The organism is Methylomagnum ishizawai (assembly GCF_019670005.1).
Lineage (GTDB): Bacteria > Pseudomonadota > Gammaproteobacteria > Methylococcales > Methylococcaceae > Methylomagnum > Methylomagnum ishizawai.
Genome location: NZ_AP019785.1, coordinates 26,290 through 47,648 on the forward strand (window position 1 = coordinate 26,290; position 21,359 = coordinate 47,648).

Sequence of the window (21,359 nt, forward strand, 5' to 3'; positions counted from 1 at the left end):
CCGGCCCTTGGCTCGGTCAGAACAACCCGGCATTGATCAGGAAATGGCTGCCGACGCTGGCCGCGTACCCCAGGAGGATGGCCGGCAACCATCTCAGGTGGGTCATGAAGCTGTACACCCCCTTGGCCTGCCCCATCAGCGCCACCCCGGCGGTCAGGGTGACCAACAGCCATTGCCCTTCGGACATCTCCAGGCCGTTAGGATTTTTTGGGGGTCCATTGGTCATAATCGTTGAGGATCGGTTGTTGGCGCAATCCGGGACCACCGCTCAAGACATGGAGGGGTTCGCATGTGCATATGGACGCGCTTTAGGGCATGGATGGCGGCGGGGGTTTTACTGGCCGGACCGTCGCTGGCGGCAGAACCGCCCACTTCGTCCCAACCCATTGCCGGGGGAACCGGCCCCCAATCCCAGCCCCTCGTCTCCCCGCTTTCCACTGGCCGGACTCCCAGTTCCCTGCCCGCCTTGCTGGTCATGCCCGGCGACCTCAGCGCCGAGCGGGTTTCCACAACGGGCTGCTGGGCCCAGTTCTACGAAGGGCCGAATTTCCGGGGAACCCAACTCAATATCCTCGGCCCCGTGGAGATGCGCGTTATGCAAGGCCCGTTCAACGTCGAGTGGAAAAAGCTCGGCAGTGCTTCGGTCGGGCCTAGGGCGCGGGTGGCGGTCTTCGACGACGATGGCTTCGAGGGACGCCGGCTGGTCCTGGAACCGAACTCCCGGATCCAGGATTTCGACCCCATGTGGGGCCGGGGATGGTTGGGATGGCTGTTGCGTGAACGGATCGAATCCATGCAGGTGCTCTGCGTCCCCTGAACCGCGTATAGGTTGCCTGGCCAGGCTTCGAAGTCCCGGCAAAGCGCCCTTATGTGCGGTGTTGCGTCGACCCTGCCGGTAGCCATGCGTAGAATCGGACCAGGCGGCATAGTGGAGATAGCCAAGGAGAGGTTGTGCTATATGCCGGAATTCACCTGTGATCTGGGCCAGCGGGGTACGCCGCTCAACCACGTCTGGGAACACACCATGGGCAGCGGCCACGCGCTGTTGGGATTGCGTGCCGATTGGCAGGCGCAATTGCGGCGCTGCCGTACCGAGTTGGGCTTACAACATGTGCGTTTCCACGGCCTCCTCGACGACGACATGGGCACCCTGACCACGCAACGGGACGAATCCATCTACTCGTTCTTCAACGCCGACCGGATCATGGATTTGCTGGTGTCCATCGGCATGCGCCCCTTCGTGGAGCTCGGCTTCATGCCCACGGCCCTGGCCTCGGGCGACACCACCGTCTTCCACTACCGGGGCAACGTGACCCCGCCCAAGGACTATGCCGCCTGGGAAACCCTGATCCACAAGCTGGTGGCGCATTGGGCGGAGCGCTATGGCCTCAAGGAAGTGCGGCAATGGTATTTCGAGGTGTGGAACGAGCCCAACCTGGAAGCGTTCTGGACCGGGAGCCAAGCGGATTATTTCGAGCTTTACCGCCATACGGCGCGGGCGATCAAGCGCGTCGACGAACGCTTGCGGGTGGGGGGGCCGGCCACCGCGCAGAACCAATGGATAAGCGACTTCATCGACTTTTGCGACGGCGAACAATTGCCGGTGGATTTCGTCAGCACCCACCAATACCCGACCGACGCCTTCGGCCAGCCCGGCGACGACACCGAACGGCAACTGGCCCTGTCCCAACGCGGCATCCTCAGGCAGCGGGCGCTGGACGTGCGGCGCGAGGCCGGGAACAAGCCGGTCTACTACACCGAATGGAACACCTCGTCCAACCCGTTCTTCCACCGCCACGACGAGCCCTACGCCGCCGCCTTCGCCCTGAAAAGCTGGCTGGAGGCGGCGGATATCGTCCAGGGCTATAGCTACTGGACCTTTTCCGACCTGTTCGAGGAGAACTATTTCTCCTCGGTGCCCTTCCATGGCGGCTTCGGCCTGTTGACCCTCCATGGCATCGCCAAGCCGACCTACCGCGCCGCGCAGATCCTGCACCGGCTGGGCGACGAGCGCCTGCTGGTCGATGGCCTGCACAGCACGGTCGATTGCTGGGTGACGCGGCGCGATGGAGCCCTGAGGATCGTCCTCGCCAACCACGCCCTGCCCACCCACGCCATCGAACCCGAGCCCGTGGTCCTGACCCTGCGCCATGCCGATCCGCCACGCCGGGCCTGGTTGGAACGGATCGACGAGACCCACGCCAACCCCCGCCGGGTCTGGGAGCGGGCCATGGGCCAACCCGAATACCTGAGCCCGGATCAGGTCGAGGCGTTGCAAGGCGCTTCGGCCCTGGTGCCCGAACCCTTGGTTTGGCGTATGGAGGGCGGCAATCTCGTGTGCGGGTTGACGATCCCGCCCCATGCGGTTGCGGCGATCAGCCTGGACTACTAGCCCGCCCGGCGCATATGGATGGAACCGAATGAACACCAATGACCCATCGGCACAGGCGGTACCCGCCGGGAACGAGACGTTGCTGGACGGCCTGCAATGCGCGGCCTTCGAGTACTTCCGGCACGAGGCCAACCCGGACAACGGCCTAGTCGCGGACAGCACCAGACCTGGAAGCCCCGCCAGCATCGGCGCGACGGGGTTCGCCTTGACGCTGTATCCCGTCGGCGTCGAGCGGGGGTTCATGCCCCGCGCCGAGGCGGTGGCGCGCACCCTCGCGGCCTTGCGCCATCTATGGCACGCGCCGCAAGGCCCGGAACCCGACGCCACGGGCCACCGGGGCTTCTTCTACCACTTCCTGGATATGGAACGGGGACGGCGGGCGCTGGAATGCGAGCTTTCGACCATCGACACGGCGTTCCTCCTGGCCGGAGCCTTGCTCGCGGGCCGGTACTTCCAGGGCGACGATGCCGACGAATGTGAAATCCGCCGCCTGGCCGACGCGCTGTACCGCCGTGCCGATTGGCAATGGGCACAGAACGGCGGCTGTGCGCTGGCCACGGCCTGGACCCCGGAACAGGGCTTCGCCCACAACCGTTGGTATGGCTACAGCGAAGCCCTGATCCTGTACGTCCTGGGACTGGGTTCGCCCACCCACCCCCTGCCGCCCAACAGCTACGCCGTGTGGACCACGCGCTACGACTGGCGCGAGGCCTACGGGTACGGGCTGCTGTACGCCGGTCCCCTGTTCATCCACCAGTTCTCGCATCTCTGGATCGATTTCCGCCAGATCCAGGACGCTTATATGCGGACCAAGGGCATCGACTACTTCGAGAACAGCCGCCGGGCGACCTGCGCCCAGCGGGACTACGCCCTCCAGAATCCCCATGGATTCCGCAACTACGGCGAACACTGCTGGGGCATCACCGCCAGCGACGGGCCGGACCGGACTTGCGAGGTGGCCGGGCATGAACGGCGGTTCTTCGGCTACCTGGCCCGGGGCGCGCCGTTCGGCCCGGACGACGGCACCTTGGCCCCCTGGGCCGCCGCCGCCTCCCTGCCCTTCGCGCCCGAAATCGTCCTGCCCACCCTCCATTATTTGAGCGGGCTCCATGGCGGGGCCGCCGTTGCCTATGGCTTCACGGGATCGTTCAACCCCACGGTTCCAGACCCGGCCCATCCCGAGATCGGCTGGCTGTCGCCCTGGCACCTGGGGATCAACCAAGGCCCCATCGTCATCATGGCGGAGAACTACCGTTCGGGCCTGGTGTGGCGGCTGATGCGCGGTTGCCCCTATGTGGTGAAGGGCTTGCGCCGGGCGGGATTCGGGGGCAGCTGGCTGGGCCGGGACTGAAACCGGCGGCACCCCGGCTCGACCGGGGGTTTCATCGCTCGACATAGGGGAAAAGCCATGGCCCAACCGGATATCGTCGTCGTCACCGGATCGTCCGCCGGGATCGGACGCGCCACCGCCCTGGAGTTCGCACGGCATGGGGCCAAGCTGGCGCTCCTGGCCCGTGGGATCGACGGGCTGGCGGGGGCACAGCGGGAAATCGAGCAGGTGGGCGGCACCGCCCTCGTCATCCCCACCGACGTGGCCGACCCGGAGCAGGTGGAACGCGCCGCCGACCGGGTGGAACGGGAACTCGGCCCCATCGACATCTGGGTGAACTGCGCCATGGTCACGGTGTTCTCGCCGGTCGAGGCGATGACGCCGGGGGAGTTCCGGCGGGTCACCGAAGTCACCTATCTCGGCACCGTCCACGGCACCTTGGCGGCGCTCAAGCGGATGCGGCCACGCGGCCGGGGCACCATCGTGCAGGTGGGTTCCGCCCTGGCCTACCGCGCCATCCCGCTGCAATCGGCCTATTGCGGGGCCAAGTTCGCCATCCGGGGCTTCACCGACGCCCTGCGCTCGGAACTGATCCACGACCGCTCGCCGGTCAAGCTGACCATGGTGCAGATCGCGGCCTTCAACACGCCCCAGTTCGATTGGGCGCGCATCCACCTCGACCAGAACCCGCAGCCGGTCCCGCCCATCTTCCAGCCCGAAGTCGCGGCGCGGGGCATCGTCCACGCGGCCTATCATCCACGCCGGGAATTCTGGATCGGCTGGCCGACCGTCAAGGCCATCCTCGGCAACAAGCTGATCCCGGGGTTGCTCGACCGCTACCTCGCCAGCCGGGCCTACGAGGGCCAGTTCGGTCCCGAGCCCCTGCCCGCCCACCGTCCCGACAACCTGTTCGAGCCGGTGCCCGGCGACCACGGCAGCCATGGCCGCTTCGACGCGCGGGCGAAACCCGATAGCTGGCAATTGCTCGCCAATATGCACCGGGGTTGGATCGTCGGCGCACTGGGAATCCTGATCCTGCTAGCCGCGATCCTGGCAGGCTGAGGTTTTAGGGCCGATCCTCGCGGAACTCCACCAAGTCTCCCCGCACGGTGACCTTGGGCAGGGAGAACAGGATGAAATAAGGATTGTCCTGCACGTACACCACGTTCGCCAGGGCCTGGGGCCTGCCCCCCGTGATCCCGGCATCGCGGTACATGCCCGCGATGGCTTCGATGTAGTCGGGGCTCTTGAGGGTCAGGAAGCCGAACAGCCGGAATCCGGTGCTATGGCCCATGGCGTGAACCTTGACCACCTGGAAGTTCGCCTTGGCCAAATCCACCTGGGTCAGGCCCGTGGCTTGGACACCTCCTCCGCCACCGCCCGACGTTTGGCCCAAAGGAAGCCCCAACAGCGCGGGCGCGGCCGCGCAGCCCATCAGGATGAGCAAGACGGGCATCGTCAGCAGAATTTTCATGGCGATGATTCCTCGGCGTAGGCCACGGTGCTGAGCAGCGCCAACGCCGCCTGCCGCGAATCCAGCCGGGTGTGCTGGACCACGATGGGCCGGTCGGATTCGATCAGGCTGGCGTAGTCGACGCCCCGGGGGATGGGTTCCGGATCGTCCAAGTCGTTGAAGCGCAGGTGCAGGGTGCGCCGTGCAGGGACCGTCACCCGGTACGGCCCGGCGGGTTCGCGGTCGGCGAAGAGCACGGTGATGACGACCTGGGCATCGATATCGCCGGTATTGAGCAGGCAGGCCGTTTCGTGGCTCTCGAACTCCCGGCCCGGACCGGTGCTATCCGGTGGGATGTAGCCTTCCGCGATGGCCCAGCGGGTTTTGCCGACAGTATTGCTCATGGGGTTTCCTCTGGTTTTCCATTCCAACTTCCCAGCCCGGGGTACCGGGCAATCCTCCGGTCCCATCACCGGGCTACATCGTTTCCTTGATACCCTTCCTGAGCAGCCACCAGTTCACCGGATAGCTGGTCAGGAATCCGGCGAGCATGGCGATCTGCATCATGAACCAGAACACCGGATCGGTCTTGGGCAGTTTATGGCCGAATAGGACGAACACGGTGAGCGCCATCCAGCCGTACATGCCGACCTGCCAGGCCGTGAGCGACAGGGCATCGGCCTTGAGCGCCGCCGCCAGCCCCTGGGTCGGGGGCAGCTTCCGCATCGGCTGGATCGTGAAATATTGGAAAACGATCCCGAACAGGAAGGCCAGCGCATAATCCAAGGCCCAGGCCGCGAACAGGGGCTTGCCGAACAGGGTGAGCGGCACGAAGAACACGAACCACTCCGCCACGATATCCCCCAGGGCGCAGCCGCTGCCGCAATGGGTCGTGCCGAGGCCGACGGACTGCCAGAACGGCCTCTCCCGGGACGGTTCCCCCCGTGGTCCGGCGCGTCCGATGGCGGCATAGGCCCAGAGCGCCAACGGACCGCCGAACAGCGCCGTCAGCGGCCAGACGAGGTCCATGATTCACATCCGTTGATGGCGGCCGAACAGGAAAATATCGACCACGAGGGCCAGGGCGCCGAACCCCGCCATCAGCAGCGATGCGATCGCCAGGACATGGAGCCAAACGGACATACACCCTCTCCTTTGACATATGTTTCACGACCTCTTGCGGCGTCGCGAAGCTCATCGCCGCATCCCACCGCTCACCCGGTGTCCTTCCGCCGCGCCGACCGGTGGAACCAACGCGCGATCAGCACGTCGGTGGACGAGTGCGCGACCATCGACCCGGCGATGACCAGGGCGACCAGGTGGAACAAATGGGAAGCGCCGGGGATGGCGGCCTTCAGGATGAGGATGCCGTAAACCACGGACGCGAAACCCTTGGGTCCGAACCAAGCCGCCACCCAGCGTTCCCGTCCATCCAGGGGACTCCCCAGTAAGGCGATATGCAACGCCAGGGGCCGGGCCACGAACAGCGCCGCGCAGGCGAACAGGTAGCTTGCGGGCGCGGTTTCCCGGAAGAACCCCGGCGAGATCAGGGCACCGAACGCCATCAGGGCTAAAAGTTTCAGCACCTCGGCGATCTGTTCGCCGGTGGCCAGGAAGCCATCCCGCCAGGCCACGCCCACGCTGGTCAGAGTGATGCCTGCGGCGAAGGCCGCGAGATATTCGTTCACCCCCAGTACCCGGGACAGGGACAGCACCAACAGGCCCACCGCCAAGGCGAACAGTGGCTGGTATTCCCGCGAGACCCGGAACAGGCAAGCCCGTTCGAGCCCCACCGCGGCCCAAGGCACGGCGACGCCAAGCAGCGCGCCGGACAGGATTTCGGCCACGAGTTGGCCGCTTCCGGCGTCCACCGACCGCAAGCGGGCCAGGATCACCAGCACGATGGGCAAGGCAAGGCCATCGTTCAGGCCGCTTTCCACCCGCAATAGATGACGCAGGCGTGCGGGGATTTCCTCCCTGCCCACGATGGCGACGGCGAACACGGGGTCCGTCGGGCCTAGCACCGCGCCCACCAAAAAGGCTTCCACCCAGCCCAGGCCGACGAGGGCGTGGGCGAACACCGCCGTGATGCCCATCGTCAGCGGCATCCCCAGCAGCAAGGCCCGGCCCGGCAGATGCCAGGCCGTGGCCAGGTCGCGGAAACTGATGCGCATGCCATCGCTGAACAACACGCTGAACAAGGCCAGGTCCGCCAACACCGCCACCGGCGGATCGTCGGGACGCAGCGCGATCACGCCCAAGCCCCCTTCGCCCAAGGCGAAGCCGCCCGCCAGGAACAACACCGCCGTGGACAGCACACTGCGCTCGGCCAACCCCGACAACAGCACCGCCACCAGCAACAAGGCGGCGTAGGACAGCGCGATCCATTCCCAGGAGCTTCCCGCCATGCTTGGATTTCCCCACTTTCGCCCGCCCGTGGATCCGGCCCGCCGGGTTCAAAGCGGTTCTATCCGTTCGCCCAGGGTGTCCCGGAGGTAGAAAATCCGCACCAGGACCATGACGACCACCGCCAGGGGTGGTGCCAGCAGCAGGCCCAGGATGCCGAAGCCCGCCCCCATGAACAATTGCGCCGCGAACATCAAGGCCGGTGCCATGGCAACCGTCCGCTGCTGGATGAGGGGCATGAGGAGGAAGCCTTCCAGGCTCTGCACGGCGAAATACAGCAGGGCCACATAAAAGGCCGTCGCCCCGTCCTGGGACAGGCCGACCAATACCGCAGGCACAGCGGCGACGAGCGGCCCGATATTGGGGATGAAATCCAGGACCGCGTTGAGCAGGGACAGGATGAAGACGAACGGCATGCCCAGGATCGCCAACCCGATGCCGGTCGCCACCCCCACCGCCGACATCGCGGCGATCCTGCCCAGCAACCACCAGCGCAAGGCGTGCCCGATGCGTTGGAAAGCCTCCCCGACGCGCTCCCGGTGGCGCGGGGGAAACAGGCGCAGGGTGCCATCGATATAGAGGCCCGGTTGGGCGGCGAGATAAATGCCCAGCACCGCCACGACCAACACGCTGCCCAGGGCACCGAGCGCGGTGGAAAACACACCGGCGACCTTCGCGAGTTGCTGCGGATCCGCCAGGCCGTTCCCCAACCTGGACAGGGCGTCGACGAGGTCCGGCCCCCAGGCGTAGTGGTCGGCGGCGGTCTTGAACCGGGCCAGCGCCGTGGGCATCCGCCGCACCAATTGATAGAAGCCGTCCACGATGGCCGGGCCATACAAGGCGCCGATCAACGCGAACGCGCCCAGCAGCGCCAAAACCACCGCCGCCAAGGACCAGCCCATGGACAAGGCGCTGTGGCGGCTAACCCACTCCGCCAGCGTGCGCAGGAAAATGGCCACCAGGATGGCGGCGAATATCAGCAGGAGGATTTGGGACACCTGCCAAACCGCCAACGACAACGCGAGGACCGCCGCGCCGATGAGCGCCACGATCAAGGTCCGCCGCGTCAACCAGCCATCGACGCGCTGCTCCGTGCCCGCTTCCTCCGCCGGGACGGTGTCCGTCGACGGTTTGACTCGATCCCACATGCTCATGTCGTTCCCTCCATGGTTGAGCCGGTCCATTCCCGTCCATCCCGGACATCGGGAGCGCCCTATGCCTAGGACCGGGATCGTCCGCCGAAGTTGTCGCCGTCCTTGCGGGTGCGGCCATGAACGGGGCGGGACGGGGCGGGTCGAAACAGGCAGCGCGGTCGAACGCATCGCGTCCAGGCGGATCGATTGGCCTGAATAACCTGGGATGGCCGGAGCCCGCCGCTTTTGGAAGGAAGGTAATACCGATGGAAACACCCGCCGACGCCCGCCGTGCCGGGCGGTATCGCGGACCCGTCCGCGCCGCAAGGGCAAGCGCCCCGGCGTGGCGCGGCACGGCGTCGGATACCTGTTCAACCCCATGGTCTTGATGGGCCTGTTGCGGATGCCGACCACAGGTTGCGGCACACCCCTCCTTGGCCCGTTACAGCCCCAATTCGCTCAGTCCCGGATGATCGTCGGGGCGGCGGCCCGGCGGCCAATGGAATTTCCGTTCGGCCTCCGTGATCGGTAGGTCGTTGATGCTGGCGAACCTGCGCCGCATCAAGCCGTTCCCGTCGAATTCCCAGTTCTCATTGCCATACGAGCGGAACCAGTGGCCGGAATCATCCCGCCATTCGTAGGCGAAACGCACGGCGATCCGGTGGTCGGCGCAGGCCCAGAGTTCCTTGATCAACCGGTAATCCAGTTCACGCGCCCATTTGCGGGTCAAAAACTCGACGATGCTTTCCCGCCCCTTCGGGAACTCGGCGCGGTTCCGCCATTCGCTGTCGGGGGTGTAGGCCAGGGCGACGCGCTGCGGGTCGCGGCTGTTCCAGGCATCCTCGGCCATCCTGACTTTTTGGGCCGCCGTTTCGGGGGTGAAGGGCGGAAAGGGCGGGCGCGATTCGATATTTGTCGTCATGGTGAAAGTCCTCGTCATTGTTGAAGGCGCGGCGTCGCCGATGGACCGGTTCACATGCCGGGCATGGCGACATAGCCCGGCAGTTCTTGGATACGGGTAAACCAATCCCGCATGGCCGGGTAGTGGGCGGGTTCGATGCCACCCTCCCACGCCAGGGCCAGGTAGGGATAGCAGGCGATGTCGGCGAGGGTCGGCCGGTCCAGCGCCAGCCATGCCCGTCCGCCGAGATGGGTTTCGATGATTCCCATGACCTCGGCGGCCACGGCGAGCGCCGCATCGTAGTCCAGCGGTATCCCGAATTTCCGGTGCAGCCGGGCCGCGTTGGGACCCCGGGCGATCTCGTTGGCGGCGGTGAACAGCCAAGGGGTCACGGCGGCCAGTTCCCCGGCCTCGTCCGGCCACCAGGCCGGGCCGCCGTATTTCCGCGCCAGGTAGATCAGGATGGCTTGGCTATCGCGCACGGCCAATCCAGCATCCACCAGTACCGGCACCTGGCCGAACGGATTCAGGGCCAGGAAGGCTTCCTGCTTGTGTTCCCGCTCGGTCCCCCGCACGGGGATGGAACGGTATTCCACTCCCAGCAGGGAGAGCATCAGGCGGACCTTGTGGCAATTGCCCGATAGGGCGAATTCATAGAGTTCGATCATGGCGTGGGTCGCTCCTCTGGTATGGGGAAAGCAAAACGTATCAACGGCGCTGCGGCTAAGCGGGGTCGGCGGCTGTATTCAGCAAGTCCGGCATCGCGGCCAAGCGGGCTTTGAGCGCCCGGTTCTCCCGCTCCAATTCGGCCAAGCGTTGCTCCAGGGGTTCCAGCCATCCTGCCCTGACCTCGTCCTCGGTGAATTTCGGGGTGATGTGCTGGGGACAATTCCAGTCGTAGGCCTCGACCGTCAGCACGATGGCCCGCTCGACCCGCGCCCGGTAGCCCGGCAATTCCAGTTGGGCCAGGAGCGCGGGATCGTCCGCCGCGTCCACGACGCGGGCCCGCGCCCACAGCTTCAGCCGCCGCCGGTTCGGGTAATCCATGAGGAACAGCGAGACGCGGTCATCCGCGCTCAAATTGCCCACGCTGAGGTATTGCCGGTTGCCTTGGAAGTCGGCGAAGCCGAGGGTCTTTTCATCCAGCACCTTCAGGAAACCCTTGGGGCCGCCGCGATGTTGGACATAGGGCCAGCCGTTCTCGCCCACTGACCCCATGTAGAAGCTGTCGCGCTCGGCCAGGAAGGCGATCTCGTGCTCGCCCAGAATGTCCCGGCGTTGCCCGTCGGACGCCAATCGCTGATTGGATTGGCGGGATCCATAACGCTCCTGCGCCGCCCTGACCGAATCCGTGAACGCGATTTCCGCGAATGCGCGTGCCATGGTTGATCTCTCCTTGAAGGGTTGCCGATATTCCCAGGTGGACCCCGCAGTCCGCCGACGCGCCGCGCCGACGGTTCGCAGGTCATGGGGTTTTTCTGTTGGATGCTTCACGCCGCAACGCGCAAACCGGCCTTGACCTCCGGGAAGTCGATCTCGGTTTGAGCCACTTCGTTGACATAGTTGGTCAAGGTGTTCAGCGCGACATGCAGCACGATCTCCACGATCTGGGCGTCGTCGTAGCCGGTCGCCTTCACCGCCCGGACGTCGGCGTCCGTGACATGGCCGCGTTCGAGCGCGACCCGGCTAGCGAAATGGACGGCGGCGGCGGCCTTGGGATCGGACGAGGTGCCGTTGCGGTTGGCCGCCAGTTCGGCGTCGTCCAGTTTTGCCAGGTGCTTGCCCAGGTAGGTATGCGCCGACAGGCAATAGCCGCAGGCATTGATCTCGGCGATAGCCAGGGCGATGCGCTCGCCGGTTTTGGCGCCGAGGCTGCCCTTGGCCAGGGCGGCATTGAGTCCCAGGTAGCCTTCCAAGGCCGCCGGGCTGTTGCCGACCAATTTCATGAGGTTCGGCACCGTGCCCAGTTGCTTGTGAACGGCGGCCAACAGCGGTTGGGATGCGGCGGGGGCTAGCTCGACGGCGGGAATGGCGATTCGGTTCATGGCGGTTCTCCGGTTTATGGTTTGGGTTGGATGGGCGCCGCACGCTGCGTTGCGGACGGCTATACTGTGCGCTGTTCCCTTTGGAACAAGAATACCCATTTACCGGAAAATACCCTTCCATTAAGTGGAATAAATCTAGGCCCCGCGAATGGGCCGTCCGCCCCGATGTTTAGCCAGGGTAAACAGGGTGCCGATGCTTCAACCGCCACTTTTGGGATTCCAAGCATGGACCGATTGCACTTGATGACGGTGTTCGTGGCAGTGGCGGAAGCGGAGAGCTTCGCGGGCGGTGCCCGGCGGCTGGGGATGTCGCCCCCGGCCGTGACCCGGGCGGTCGCGGCGCTGGAGGAACGGCTCGGAGTGAAACTGCTCAACCGGACCACCCGGTTCGTGCGCGCCACCGAGGCGGGGCAACGCTACCTGGACGACGCACGCCGCATCATCGGCGAAGTGGATGAAGCCGACGAAGCCGCCGCAGGCATCAACGCCGAACCACGCGGCCACCTGGCGGTCACGGCACCGGCGCTGTTCGGCAAGATGTTCGTCCTGCCCGGCATCGTCGAATATTTGCGGCGCCACCCGGCCATGGAGGTGTCGGCCTTGTTCGTGGACCGGGTCGTGAACCTGTTGGAGGAAGGGCTGGATGTGGGCGTGCGCATCGGCGAATTGCCGGATTCCAGCATGAAGGCGATCCGCGTAGGGTCGGTCCGGCGCGTGCTGTGCGCTTCCCCCGCCTATCTCGAAAAGCACGGCACGCCCGCTGATTTGACGGCCCTGCCGGTGCACACCCTCATCGCGGCTTCCGCCGTCACCCCCACCCATGAATGGAAGTTTGGCCAGGGTCCGGGTGCGTCTTCCGTCCGGGTCCATCCCAGGCTCACCGTGAATAACAACGACGCGGCCATCGAAGCGGCCCTGCAAGGGTTCGGCATCACCCGGCTCTTGTCCTATCAAGTCGCCGCCTTTGTGGCCGCCGGGCAACTCAGGATCATCCTGAACGAGTTCGAGGCCGCGCCCATGCCCATCCATGTGCTGCACCGCGAGGGGCGCTATGCCTCCGCCAAGATCAGGACCTTCGTTGATTTGATCGCCGCCCGGTTGCGCGGCGATAGCGCGCTGAATTGATCGCCGATTCGGAATGCGGGGCATCCCGTCTATCGCAGTCCCAACTTCTTCATGCGGTAACGCAGGGTGCTGGGATGCAAGCCCAGGGCCTTGGCCGCCCCGGCCGGTCCTTCGATGACGCCGCCGACCTCCTTGAGCACGGCGGCGATATGGTCGCGCTCGACCGCCTCCAGCGATAGCCCGCGCTCGGGTTCGGCTGGGACCGTGGCCGGGACGGCGGTCGGCAGCAGGTCCGGGCCGATGTCCAACTGCGGCCCCTCGGCGAGGATGATGGCCCGCTCGATCACGTTCTCCAGTTCGCGGATGTTGCCCGGCCAGCGATAGGCTTGGAGCCGCCGCAGGGAAGCCGCGCCGATGCCGCCGATCCGGCGGCCCAGGCGGGGCGCGAACTTGTCGATCATGAACTGGACCAGCAAGGGGATATCCTCGGGCCGTTCCCGCAGCGGCGGGGTCGAGACCGGGAACACATTCAGCCGGTAGTACAGGTCGTCGCGGAAGGTCTTGTCGGCGACCGCCCCGAGCAGGTCGCGGTTGGTAGCGGCGATCACCCGCACATCGACCTTGACCGGCGCCTTGCCGCCGACCCGGTCGAATTCGCGCTCCTGCAATACCCGCAGCAGCTTGGCCTGCACATCCAGCGGCAGTTCGCCGATTTCGTCGAGGAACAGGGTGCCGCCGTCGGCCAGTTCGAAACGCCCGACCCGGCGGGCGATGGCCCCGGTGAACGCGCCTTTCTCGTGGCCGAACAACTCGCTTTCGACCAGGCCCGTGGGCAGGGCCGCACAGTTGAGCTTGACCATCGGCTTGTCGCGCCGGGGGCTGGCAGCGTGGATGGCACGGGCTACCAATTCCTTGCCGGTGCCGGATTCGCCTTGGATCAGCACCGAGGTGTCGGTGCCCGCCACCTTGCGGACATGGCCGAGCAGGGCGCGGATCGCCGGGCTTTGGCCGACGATATCCTCGAAGCCATGGGCTTCCCGCAATTCCTCCCGCAGGTAGCGGTTCTGGGCCTGGAGCCGGGCCTGTTCCCGCTCCATCAGCACCCGGTCGGTGATGTCGATGAACATGGTCCGGGTATAGCGGCCCTCGGGGTCGGGCCGCGACCACCACTGGATCCAAACCGGTCGGCCATCGTCCTTGCGCCGCAATTCCAACACCACGCCGCCGGTATCGCTGCCGCGCTCGATGGCGGCGAAGGCGTCTTCCGCCCGGCGCTGGGCCTCGGGTTCGTCCGGGACCAGGGACAGGCCGACGAAGCCCGGCACTTCTTCCGGTTTAAGCCCCAGGATGCGCTGTGCCGCCTGGTTGGCGCTGACGAAGCGGGAATCCAAATCCTCGTGGACATAGGCGATGGGCGCTTCCTCGAACAAATCGCGGAAGCGCTCCTCGCTTTCCCGTAGGCGCTGCATGGCCCTGAGGCGGGCCAGTTCGGCGGCGGCGCGGGCGGCGAAAATCTGGAAGGTGTAGAGCAAGCGGGGTTCGGTGGGCATTTCCCGCCGGTCGAACACCGCCAAATGGCCGAGTATTTCGCCATCGGCATCGCGCAGCGGCACGCCCAGATAGCTCTCGACGCCTTCCTCTTTCGGGAACTGGCGCGAAACTCCCGCCGGGTAATGGCAGAACTCGCCGCTCAGGACGATTTCACAGGGCGTGTCGGCCAGTTCCCATTCCTGGTCGGCCAGGAATTCCCCGTCCATCCAGAACGCCAGTGCGCGGACCCGGGTTTTGTCCCCGGCGAATTCGGCGACGAAAGCGCCGGAGGTTCCGGTGGCCAGGGCCAGGTTGCCGACCAGGGCGCGGAAGAAATCCTCGCCGATGGCCTGGGCGGTGCCTTCGACCAGGGCGTGCAGGGCGGCGAGTTCGGCGGCGTCGCCGTGGAGGCCGGGAAACGCCCGGTCGGAAGCGGGAGGGGCGGTGTCGGACATGGGGAGGGGTTCCGGTGGAAGCTCGGCCTTGAATCTTACCCCGATCCCACCAAGCTTCCCCGCCAACTATGACGGCCACCCACCACTATTGGTGGCCTTCACTGCCGGGCCGATTTCCCACCACGCCGCCATCCATACTCCAAGCCATTGTTATCCCTAAAAATTTCTCCTTTTGGCCGGGTTTGGCACGGCTTTCGCCCTATATCCCGTGTCGCAGCCAACCGCTGCGCGATCAAACCACAACCTCAATTCAATGGAGAACACCATGAGCAACAGCAAAACCTTCGTGACTTCCACCCTAGCCGCCGTCGTCGCCTTGGGTCTGGCGGGCAACGCCCAAGCCGCCGAAAAGAAGGCCGATGGCGAGAAATGCTACGGCGTCGTCAAATCCGGCAAGAACGACTGCAAAACCCTGTCCAACGCCTGCGCGGGCCATTCCATGGAAGACGGCCAGAAGGACGCCTTTCTCGTTGTGCCCAAGGGCACTTGCGAGCGGATCGTGGGCGGTTCCCTGGAAGCGCCCCAGGGCGGCGGCAAGTAATGGCCGCCGTGGCGCAGTCGGCTCAATCCCTGTGCCGCGCCCAGGGCGCGATTCCGGCCGTGGCCGGAATCGGCCTCCGCGCCGACCACTACCGGGAGGCGGCGGAGGCCGCCCCCGCCGTGGGCTGGCTGGAAGTGCACAGCGAAAACTATTTCGGCGCGGGCGGGACGCCGCTGGCCACGCTGGAAAAGTTCCGGGCGGACTATCCCATCAGCCTGCACGGCGTAGGGATGTCGCTCGGGTCCAGCGATCCCTTGGATTCGCGCCATCTCGCCCGCCTCAAGGGCTTGATCGAACGGATCGAGCCGGGATTGGTGTCGGAGCATCTGTCCTGGGGCTCGTTCGGCGGGCGCTTCCACAACGACCTGCTGCCCCTGCCGTACACGGAAGCGGCGCTGGACCATGTGGTGGCGCGGCTGGTCCAGGCTCAGGAATGCCTTGGGCGGCGGCTGCTCATCGAGAATCCCTCCAGCTATCTGGAATACGCGCATTCGACCCTGCCGGAATGGGAGTTCCTGACGGAAGCCGCCCGCCGGTCCGGGGCGGGCATCCTGCTCGATGTAAACAACGTCTATGTCTCCTGCCAGAACCACGGCTGGGATGCCCGCCAATATTTGCGGGGCATTTCCGGCGGCTTAGTGGAGGAACTGCATCTGGCCGGGCATACCCGGCAGCGCTTCCCCGACGGGGAAATCCTCATCGATACCCATGACCAGCCCGTTTGCCCGGCGGTCTGGGCACTGTACGCCGGGGCGCTGGCGGCCTTCGGGCCGAAACCCAGCTTGATCGAATGGGATGCGAAGCTGCCGCCCCTCGCCGAACTCGTCGCCGAGGCCGCGCGGGCGCAGCGGTTGCTGGAGGAGGCCGATCATGCCGTCGCTGCCTGAAATCCAACGCGGCTTTTCCGCCGCCGTGTTCGGGCAGGATACCGGCCTGCTGCCGTGGATACGCGAGAACGGCCTCGCGGCGGAACGGCGCCTCGCCATTTACCGGAACAACACCTTCCTCGGGCTGGCCGAGGCTTTGCGGGACGGTTTCCCGGTGGTCCACCGGTTGGTCGGCACGGAATTCTTCGACGCCCTGGCCCGGCGGTTCGTGGCCGAATCTCCACCGCGTAGCGGTTGCCTGCTGGATTACGGGGCGGAATTCGCCGACAGCATCGAAGCGTTCGCCCCGGCCCGCCCCCTGCCTTATCTGCCGGATGTGGCGCGGCTGGAATGGGCTTGGCATGAGGCATTCCACGCGGCGGACGCCGGGGTGTTCGGGCTGGCCGACCTCGCGGCGCTGTCGCCGGAACAGCAAGCCGGACTTCATCTCCACCTGCACCCCAGCGCCCGGCTCCTGGCTTCGGCCTGGCCGGTGCTGCACATCTTCCATGTCAACCAGCCCGGTTATCCCGGCGATCCGGGCCTAGACCTTTACCGGGAAACCGGCTGCCGGGTGCTGGTCCTGCGCGACGGGCCGGACGTGGTCCTGCATCCGCTCTCGGCGGGCGAGTTCGCCTGCCTGGATCGCCTGGTGCGGTCTGGCGGCTTGGAGGACGCCTGCGCGGCGGGCCTCCGGGCCGAACCCGGCTTCGACTTCGCGGCCAGCCTCGCCCGGCTGCTGAGCTTGAACGTGTTTTGCCATCCCTGCCAACCCCTTGGAGTATCGCCATGATCGACTATGCCACTCCCATCTCCGCCCCCGGATCAAACCGCTGGCGGTTCCTCTCGCATCGCTGGGGCGGCTGGTTGAATGCCGCCGCCCCGGTGGGCGATTTATTGCTGCGGTTGTGGGTGGCCTGGGCCTTCTGGGTGTCCGGCCTGACCAAGGTCCAGTCCTGGGACAGCACGCTTTACCTGTTCGAGAACGAGTATGCCGTGCCGTTGTTGCCGCCGGAACTCGCCGCCTACGCCGGCACTTGCGCCGAACTGGTATTCCCCGTGTTGTTGGCCTTGGGGCTGGGCGCAAGGTTCGCGGCCTTCGCGCTGTGGGTCTTCAACGGGGTGGCGGTGCTGTCCTATTCCGACCTCGGGGCCGCCGGTCTCGAACAGCACAAAGTCTGGGGGCTAATGCTGCTGGTCAGTCTGCTGCACGGGCCGGGGACGGTTTCCCTGGATCATCTGATCCGGCGGCGCTGGCTGGCGGAGGGTTGAGTATGGAACCTCGTCGGATGAGCGTATCGACAGGGCGCAACCCATCCAAGGGATGGCTGCGCGGCGCGAAAATATTGGCTTTCTGGTTGAGCTTGCTGCCCCTGGTCGATCTGGTCTGGGCAGGCGCAGCGGATGCCTTGGGAGCCAATCCCATCGAGAAGATCACCCGCGACACTGGCTGGTGGACCCTGGCTTTCCTGATGATCGGCCTGGCCGTGACGCCCGCGCGGAAGCTGTCCGGCTGGTCTTGGCTGGGCCGGTTCCGGAGGATGCTGGGCTTGTTCGCGTTCTTCTATGCCTGCCTGCACCTCGCCACCTATTTGGCGCTGGATCAGTTCTTCGCCTGGACGGAAATCCTGGCCGATATCGTCAAGCGGCCCTATATCACCGTGGGTTCCGCCGCTTTCGTCATGCTGGTACCGCTGGCCGCGACCTCGACCGACGGCATGGTCCGAAGGCTCGGCGGCCAGCGCTGGAAGCGCCTGCACCGTTGCGTGTACCTGATCGCCGTTTGCGGCGTGGTCCATTTCTGGTGGCTGGTCAAGAAGGACCTCGGCGAACCCGCCGGATTCGCCGCGATCCTATCGGCATCCCTACTCGCGCGGCTGGATTACACCCCGTTTCCAAAGTGGGGCCTGATGGGGCCGCGATGGGCCAGCAGCCGAGGGGCATCCAAGGAACCCATGTGAAGGGCCGCTCAACGGAGTATACCCGTGGCTCCGGGACTTGATGGGTAACAACAGTTGGAATCGCTTCCGGGATATTAAATCAACCAGGATACATTCCTGAAAGCGGTCGTTCGCTCAGCGCGTTGGCTGGAACCGAATGTCGACCATGGCCGAGGGTATGAATGGTATTTCCTTGGTGGAATGGTCCGATGAAGTGAGGCAGCCAATTCAAAGGTGGGCTTTATAACCTTCGACGGCTCGGGCCACAAGATCTTGCCAATCCGTCGGCGGCGTGGCCGACAGGCGCCGCCAGTCCACCCCCGCCACCGACCATTCCCACTGCGCCGGCGTCAACGCGAACACCGCCTCGCCCGGTGCCGGCCACGCGAACCCGCCCCGGTGCAACCGCCGCTGGCACAGCCACACCCCGTTCCCGTCCCACACCAGCAGTTTCAGACGCGTGCCAGCCTTGTTCCGGAAGATGAACCCCCCGCCGGAACACGGCGACCGGCCCAGCCGGTGCTGGACATGGGCCGACAGCCCGTCGATGCCACGCCTCATGTCCACCGGATCGACCACCAGCCAGAGGTGTTCCGGACGCCGGATCACGCCAGGCCCCGCAGCAACTCCGCCATCCAGCGCGCCGATACCGTCGCGGGAATCTCCAACCGGACATCCTGGGCCACCCGCAGGACCAGGGCCGGCACTTCCACGGCGGTGGCGGCCGGGGCCACCCGGACGGGAATCAATTCAAGGCTGGCCGACTCCCCGGCGGAGGCTTCCCGCTTCACCCAGCCCGAGAATGTTTTGGGGTTCACGCCCCGTTGGCGGCAATACTCGGCCTGGCTCAACCCGCTCTTCCTCCACGCCTCGACTTAGACCTCCGGCAAATCCCGCTTCTTCATCCCGCTCCTCCAACAAAAGGCCCAAGGGTGTCGCGGTTTAACCCGGGCGTCCATGTTGTGTTGGAGGATTGGAGGCTTACGAAACAGCCTCACCTCTTCGTGCATTGGCAAAGAAAGATGGCTGGCGCGTTTGCTTGATGGGAGCGGTGTGAATCGAGAAGTTCACGCACCGTTCTGTGAGAGGTCGGGGGTGAAATTCCTCCGGCCTACTCGCCACGGCCTGCATTGGTGTTTGGATATCGCCTTCGGCGAGGACCAGGCCCGGATGTGCGAGGGCAACTCGGCGGAGAACTTCGCGATCCTGCGCCGCATCGTCCTCAACCTGTTCCGGCAGGACAAAACCACCAAGGCGGGCATCAAGAACCGGCGATTACTGGCCGGATGGAACGACGAATACCGACAACATATTTTCGGAATTCAACCCCTCGCTTGATGCGGTTGCCCTGGGTTGTAGCTCCGAGTGCAAGGATAAATTAAAAGGATTAGATAAAAGGATAAACGAATGCAAATCTCTTTTTTTACTATTAAAATCAGTTGCTTATAAATAAAAAATGTTCTGACCCGCCCCGAAAACCTCCCTAATAAAGGCTCAGCCGCCTCGAAAACCTCCCGACCCGCCCCGAAAACCTCTCTAAGTTATCCACAGGATGCCTTGGGTTATCCACAGGGTGGCAAGGCTAAGATTTATAGAATTCTGATCGGGGCAAGGTCTTGCAGAGAGCGGCGGCGGCGATTTCGGCCTGACGCTTATTAGCTGCTTTTACTTCCTTAACGAATTCGGGTGATGCTGTCAGGTAGTAGGTAATGTCGAGCACTTTTCCGCGCGAACCAGTCAAGACACTCTTGCGCCAAGCCGCCAGTACCCCTTTTTCTTTCACTCGATCTTCAAGTTTTTAGCGGTTGACACCGGGCAAGCCGGGTTTATCCGGCGGTGGCCATCTGCGCTGCCCGGTATTTCAGCGACGGCGAGGGTTGTTGGCGGCCCAGGTCGCGTCCGCTCATGTGCTTGCCCGAGGGTGCCAAGGGAAACCATGTCTTGACCTTTTCCGCCAATTGCTCCAGGCGCTCGGCGATATTCTCGGCGGCGAGCACGCTTCGGACGAATTCCAGCAATGCTTCCCCTTGGCAGAACTGCCGCAGGCTGCCCACGGTACACGCGGGCAGATGGTTTTCCAGGCGGGCGCGTTGCTCGGGGTGAAGGAGGAGGGCGTGGTCTAGCAGCAGGCTCAGGGCCAGGCTTCGGCTTGACCCCTCCTCGCCGGGCTGTTTGGCCATCTGCCCCCATCCTTCATAGAGCTTCCAGTCCTCGAAGAAAACCTCCGCAAGCCACCTCAGCGTATAGGCTGCGACGATGTCCAGGGTGCGCCAACTCAGGTCCGTGGCGACCAGGAAGCGGTATTCCGTTTCGCCCGGATACTTCAGGGCGACGACGAAGCGCTTGCGGGCGTGCGCGTTGACGTGGAGCCGGGCGCTGCCGACGACGACCTCGACCTCCTTTCCGCCGCGCACCGCCACCCGCTGGGGCACGCCGGGATAGGCCCGGAAATAATCGGTCAAGGACCCGTCCCGCCCCCGGAACCGGATGTTCTGGTTGTTCCGCAGCTGGCTGACCGCCTGGACCTGCCCGCAGAGCCGGGACGCCCCGTCCAGGAACCCCTGGGTGCCGAACCAAGCGTCGGCGACCACCGCCTTCACCCGGATGTCCGGATGATGCCGCCGGAACTCCCCGATCAGGTCCAGCGCCTGCTCGGCCTTGCCGGGGTAGGCCGGATCGGGCACGGGTGCCGCCGGACGGTCCGCCTTCCGCACGCCCGCCCGCTTGAGCCGACGATCCTCGCGCCGCCACGCGCTGCGTTTCGGGTCGGGTTCATGGAAGCGGAAGCCCACCGGCACCGTGAGCTTCGGCGTGACCAACACCAGGAACACCAGGCACTGCCCGTTGAAGTACCCGCCGGTCTTCTTGTCGAAGACCTTGTGCGCCTTCCAGATGCGCCCCGTCCGCTTGGCCCGCCGGTGGTCGCTGTCGTCCGCCACCAGCACGCCTTCCGTGATCCCGTGCTGGCGCAGCACCAGGACCACACTGGCCCGCAACAGCCCGTCCCACGCCACTTTCGAATGCCTGAACATCCACGACAGCGCCCCCGCCCGGTAGCCGCCCAGTCCCGCCCGCTCGAAGGCTTTCCAACACACCGTGTTGGTCAGCAACACGCCCATCAGGCAGAACTTCAGCCAAGCCCGCTGCGCCCCGCTCAGCTTCCGGCCGGGCGTCCCCGCCCTGACCGCCTGATCCAATGCTTCTACGTAAACCTCGATGAATGGCAGGGGCGTGGTGAAAATGGCGGCGGCTCCTCTGGGCGCAAACGCTCATTTTCACCGATGCCGTCAAGCCGGAAAAAC

General features: G+C 65.3%; 24 protein-coding genes and 2 pseudogenes. 11 read left to right on the forward strand and 15 right to left on the reverse strand.

Annotated elements, in window-relative coordinates:
• Positions 1-16 precede the first annotated feature (16 nt).
• Positions 17-190 (reverse strand): annotated as a pseudogene (locus K5658_RS21845) (sodium:proton antiporter NhaD); the annotation flags it as partial.
• A 99-nt stretch (positions 191-289) separates the two neighbouring features.
• Between K5658_RS21845 and K5658_RS21850 the strand changes: the two are divergent.
• From K5658_RS21850 to K5658_RS21865, 4 genes are all read left to right on the forward strand, one after another.
• Positions 290-817 carry a beta/gamma crystallin domain-containing protein gene (locus K5658_RS21850; protein ID WP_221067306.1) on the forward strand — a complete coding sequence of 176 codons (528 nt, stop codon included), beginning with the start codon at positions 290-292 and terminating at the stop codon, positions 815-817.
• 141 nt (positions 818-958) lie between these two features.
• Positions 959-2,392 (forward strand): GH39 family glycosyl hydrolase, encoded by a 1,434-nt coding sequence (locus K5658_RS21855; RefSeq protein WP_221067307.1) that lies wholly within the window; start codon positions 959-961, stop codon positions 2,390-2,392.
• A gap of 28 nt (positions 2,393-2,420) precedes the next feature.
• Positions 2,421-3,743, forward strand: a complete 1,323-nt coding sequence (locus K5658_RS21860; RefSeq protein ID WP_221067308.1) for a glucoamylase family protein — start codon at positions 2,421-2,423, stop codon at positions 3,741-3,743.
• A gap of 57 nt (positions 3,744-3,800) precedes the next feature.
• The gene (locus K5658_RS21865) at positions 3,801-4,784 is read left to right on the forward strand and encodes an SDR family oxidoreductase (protein WP_221067309.1); all 984 of its coding nucleotides are present in this window, start codon (positions 3,801-3,803) and stop codon (positions 4,782-4,784) included.
• Positions 4,785-4,788: 4 nt separating this feature from the next.
• Here the strand turns inward: K5658_RS21865 and K5658_RS21870 are convergent, their stop codons facing one another.
• From K5658_RS21870 to K5658_RS21910, 9 genes are all read right to left on the reverse strand, one after another.
• Positions 4,789-5,196 carry a DUF6567 family protein gene (locus K5658_RS21870; protein WP_221067310.1) on the reverse strand — a complete coding sequence of 136 codons (408 nt, stop codon included), beginning with the start codon at positions 5,194-5,196 and terminating at the stop codon, positions 4,789-4,791.
• The gene (locus K5658_RS21875; protein WP_221067311.1) at positions 5,193-5,579 is read right to left on the reverse strand and encodes a sensory rhodopsin transducer; all 387 of its coding nucleotides are present in this window, start codon (positions 5,577-5,579) and stop codon (positions 5,193-5,195) included. The genes K5658_RS21870 and K5658_RS21875 overlap by 4 nt, the downstream gene beginning before the upstream one ends.
• Before the next feature lie 73 nt (positions 5,580-5,652).
• Positions 5,653-6,204 (reverse strand): DUF4396 domain-containing protein, encoded by a 552-nt coding sequence (locus K5658_RS21880; RefSeq protein WP_343223329.1) that lies wholly within the window; start codon positions 6,202-6,204, stop codon positions 5,653-5,655.
• A 185-nt stretch (positions 6,205-6,389) separates the two neighbouring features.
• On the reverse strand, positions 6,390-7,583 hold the full coding sequence (locus K5658_RS21885) for a cation:proton antiporter (protein WP_221067312.1): 1,194 nt from the start codon (positions 7,581-7,583) through the stop codon (positions 6,390-6,392).
• Between the two features lie 48 nt (positions 7,584-7,631).
• Positions 7,632-8,735 (reverse strand): AI-2E family transporter, encoded by a 1,104-nt coding sequence (locus K5658_RS21890; RefSeq protein ID WP_221067313.1) that lies wholly within the window; start codon positions 8,733-8,735, stop codon positions 7,632-7,634.
• Positions 8,736-9,156: 421 nt separating this feature from the next.
• Entirely contained in the window at positions 9,157-9,636 is a 480-nt protein-coding gene (locus K5658_RS21895) for a nuclear transport factor 2 family protein (protein ID WP_221067314.1), read from the reverse strand.
• A gap of 50 nt (positions 9,637-9,686) precedes the next feature.
• Positions 9,687-10,283 (reverse strand): glutathione S-transferase family protein, encoded by a 597-nt coding sequence (locus K5658_RS21900; RefSeq protein WP_221067315.1) that lies wholly within the window; start codon positions 10,281-10,283, stop codon positions 9,687-9,689.
• 55 nt (positions 10,284-10,338) lie between these two features.
• Positions 10,339-10,998 (reverse strand): pyridoxamine 5'-phosphate oxidase family protein, encoded by a 660-nt coding sequence (locus K5658_RS21905; protein ID WP_221067316.1) that lies wholly within the window; start codon positions 10,996-10,998, stop codon positions 10,339-10,341.
• A 107-nt stretch (positions 10,999-11,105) separates the two neighbouring features.
• On the reverse strand, positions 11,106-11,660 hold the full coding sequence (locus tag K5658_RS21910) for a carboxymuconolactone decarboxylase family protein (RefSeq protein WP_221067317.1): 555 nt from the start codon (positions 11,658-11,660) through the stop codon (positions 11,106-11,108).
• 225 nt (positions 11,661-11,885) lie between these two features.
• Between K5658_RS21910 and K5658_RS21915 the strand changes: the two genes are divergently transcribed.
• Positions 11,886-12,785: a LysR family transcriptional regulator gene (locus K5658_RS21915; RefSeq protein WP_221067318.1), complete on the forward strand. Its 900-nt coding sequence runs from the start codon at positions 11,886-11,888 to the stop codon at positions 12,783-12,785.
• A 29-nt stretch (positions 12,786-12,814) separates the two neighbouring features.
• Here the strand turns inward: K5658_RS21915 and K5658_RS21920 are convergent, their stop codons facing one another.
• The gene (locus K5658_RS21920; protein ID WP_221067319.1) at positions 12,815-14,710 is read right to left on the reverse strand and encodes a sigma-54 interaction domain-containing protein; all 1,896 of its coding nucleotides are present in this window, start codon (positions 14,708-14,710) and stop codon (positions 12,815-12,817) included.
• A 265-nt stretch (positions 14,711-14,975) separates the two neighbouring features.
• On the opposite strand from K5658_RS21920, the gene K5658_RS21925 reads away from it, so the two are divergent.
• From K5658_RS21925 to K5658_RS21945, 5 genes are read left to right on the forward strand one after another with little or no spacing between them, the layout of a single operon-like run.
• Positions 14,976-15,251 (forward strand): BufA1 family periplasmic bufferin-type metallophore, encoded by a 276-nt coding sequence (locus K5658_RS21925; RefSeq protein WP_221067320.1) that lies wholly within the window; start codon positions 14,976-14,978, stop codon positions 15,249-15,251.
• Entirely contained in the window at positions 15,251-16,138 is an 888-nt protein-coding gene (gene bufB, locus K5658_RS21930; protein WP_221067321.1) for an MNIO family bufferin maturase, read from the forward strand. The genes K5658_RS21925 and bufB overlap by 1 nt, the downstream gene beginning before the upstream one ends.
• Positions 16,122-16,910 carry an HvfC/BufC N-terminal domain-containing protein gene (locus tag K5658_RS21935; protein WP_221067322.1) on the forward strand — a complete coding sequence of 263 codons (789 nt, stop codon included), beginning with the start codon at positions 16,122-16,124 and terminating at the stop codon, positions 16,908-16,910. Before bufB ends, K5658_RS21935 begins: the two co-directional genes overlap by 17 nt.
• The gene (locus K5658_RS21940; RefSeq protein ID WP_221067323.1) at positions 16,907-17,389 is read left to right on the forward strand and encodes a DoxX family protein; all 483 of its coding nucleotides are present in this window, start codon (positions 16,907-16,909) and stop codon (positions 17,387-17,389) included. The genes K5658_RS21935 and K5658_RS21940 overlap by 4 nt, the downstream gene beginning before the upstream one ends.
• A 2-nt stretch (positions 17,390-17,391) precedes the next feature.
• Positions 17,392-18,078, forward strand: a complete 687-nt coding sequence (locus K5658_RS21945; RefSeq protein WP_425515957.1) for a protein-methionine-sulfoxide reductase heme-binding subunit MsrQ — start codon at positions 17,392-17,394, stop codon at positions 18,076-18,078.
• Positions 18,079-18,285: 207 nt separating this feature from the next.
• Here K5658_RS21945 and tnpB read toward each other — a convergent pair whose 3' ends face one another.
• A complete protein-coding gene (gene tnpB / locus K5658_RS21950) occupies positions 18,286-18,666 on the reverse strand; it encodes an IS66 family insertion sequence element accessory protein TnpB (protein ID WP_425515958.1) in 381 nt (126 codons plus the stop codon).
• A pseudogene (tnpA, locus tag K5658_RS21955) lies at positions 18,663-18,920 on the reverse strand (IS66 family insertion sequence element accessory protein TnpA); the annotation flags it as partial. The pseudogene tnpA and the gene tnpB, both read right to left, overlap by 4 nt.
• Before the next feature lie 232 nt (positions 18,921-19,152).
• Between tnpA and K5658_RS21960 the strand changes: the two are divergent.
• Positions 19,153-19,395 carry a hypothetical protein gene (locus tag K5658_RS21960; RefSeq protein WP_221067326.1) on the forward strand — a complete coding sequence of 81 codons (243 nt, stop codon included), beginning with the start codon at positions 19,153-19,155 and terminating at the stop codon, positions 19,393-19,395.
• Between the two features lie 244 nt (positions 19,396-19,639).
• Here the strand turns inward: K5658_RS21960 and K5658_RS21965 are convergent, their stop codons facing one another.
• A complete protein-coding gene (locus K5658_RS21965; protein WP_221067327.1) occupies positions 19,640-19,840 on the reverse strand; it encodes a hypothetical protein in 201 nt (66 codons plus the stop codon).
• 43 nt (positions 19,841-19,883) lie between these two features.
• A complete protein-coding gene (locus K5658_RS21970) occupies positions 19,884-21,254 on the reverse strand; it encodes a transposase (RefSeq protein WP_246628698.1) in 1,371 nt (456 codons plus the stop codon).
• Positions 21,255-21,359 lie beyond the last annotated feature (105 nt).

Coding starts and splice junctions, on each gene's coding strand:
- K5658_RS21905 (WP_221067316.1), bottom strand. CDS start 10,998: ATGGCACGCGCATTCGCGGAAATCGCGTTCACGGATTCGGTCAGGGCG.
- K5658_RS21900 (WP_221067315.1), bottom strand. CDS start 10,283: ATGATCGAACTCTATGAATTCGCCCTATCGGGCAATTGCCACAAGGTC.
- K5658_RS21885 (WP_221067312.1), bottom strand. CDS start 7,583: ATGGCGGGAAGCTCCTGGGAATGGATCGCGCTGTCCTACGCCGCCTTG.
- K5658_RS21855 (WP_221067307.1), top strand. CDS start 959: ATGCCGGAATTCACCTGTGATCTGGGCCAGCGGGGTACGCCGCTCAAC.
- K5658_RS21935 (WP_221067322.1), top strand. CDS start 16,122: ATGCCGTCGCTGCCTGAAATCCAACGCGGCTTTTCCGCCGCCGTGTTC.
- K5658_RS21940 (WP_221067323.1), top strand. CDS start 16,907: ATGATCGACTATGCCACTCCCATCTCCGCCCCCGGATCAAACCGCTGG.
- K5658_RS21865 (WP_221067309.1), top strand. CDS start 3,801: ATGGCCCAACCGGATATCGTCGTCGTCACCGGATCGTCCGCCGGGATC.
- K5658_RS21880 (WP_343223329.1), bottom strand. CDS start 6,204: ATGGACCTCGTCTGGCCGCTGACGGCGCTGTTCGGCGGTCCGTTGGCG.
- bufB (WP_221067321.1), top strand. CDS start 15,251: ATGGCCGCCGTGGCGCAGTCGGCTCAATCCCTGTGCCGCGCCCAGGGC.
- K5658_RS21910 (WP_221067317.1), bottom strand. CDS start 11,660: ATGAACCGAATCGCCATTCCCGCCGTCGAGCTAGCCCCCGCCGCATCC.
- K5658_RS21920 (WP_221067319.1), bottom strand. CDS start 14,710: ATGTCCGACACCGCCCCTCCCGCTTCCGACCGGGCGTTTCCCGGCCTC.
- K5658_RS21925 (WP_221067320.1), top strand. CDS start 14,976: ATGAGCAACAGCAAAACCTTCGTGACTTCCACCCTAGCCGCCGTCGTC.
- K5658_RS21915 (WP_221067318.1), top strand. CDS start 11,886: ATGGACCGATTGCACTTGATGACGGTGTTCGTGGCAGTGGCGGAAGCG.
- K5658_RS21850 (WP_221067306.1), top strand. CDS start 290: ATGTGCATATGGACGCGCTTTAGGGCATGGATGGCGGCGGGGGTTTTA.
- K5658_RS21945 (WP_425515957.1), top strand. CDS start 17,392: ATGGAACCTCGTCGGATGAGCGTATCGACAGGGCGCAACCCATCCAAG.
- K5658_RS21895 (WP_221067314.1), bottom strand. CDS start 9,636: ATGACGACAAATATCGAATCGCGCCCGCCCTTTCCGCCCTTCACCCCC.
- K5658_RS21875 (WP_221067311.1), bottom strand. CDS start 5,579: ATGAGCAATACTGTCGGCAAAACCCGCTGGGCCATCGCGGAAGGCTAC.
- K5658_RS21870 (WP_221067310.1), bottom strand. CDS start 5,196: ATGAAAATTCTGCTGACGATGCCCGTCTTGCTCATCCTGATGGGCTGC.
- K5658_RS21860 (WP_221067308.1), top strand. CDS start 2,421: ATGAACACCAATGACCCATCGGCACAGGCGGTACCCGCCGGGAACGAG.
- K5658_RS21890 (WP_221067313.1), bottom strand. CDS start 8,735: ATGAGCATGTGGGATCGAGTCAAACCGTCGACGGACACCGTCCCGGCG.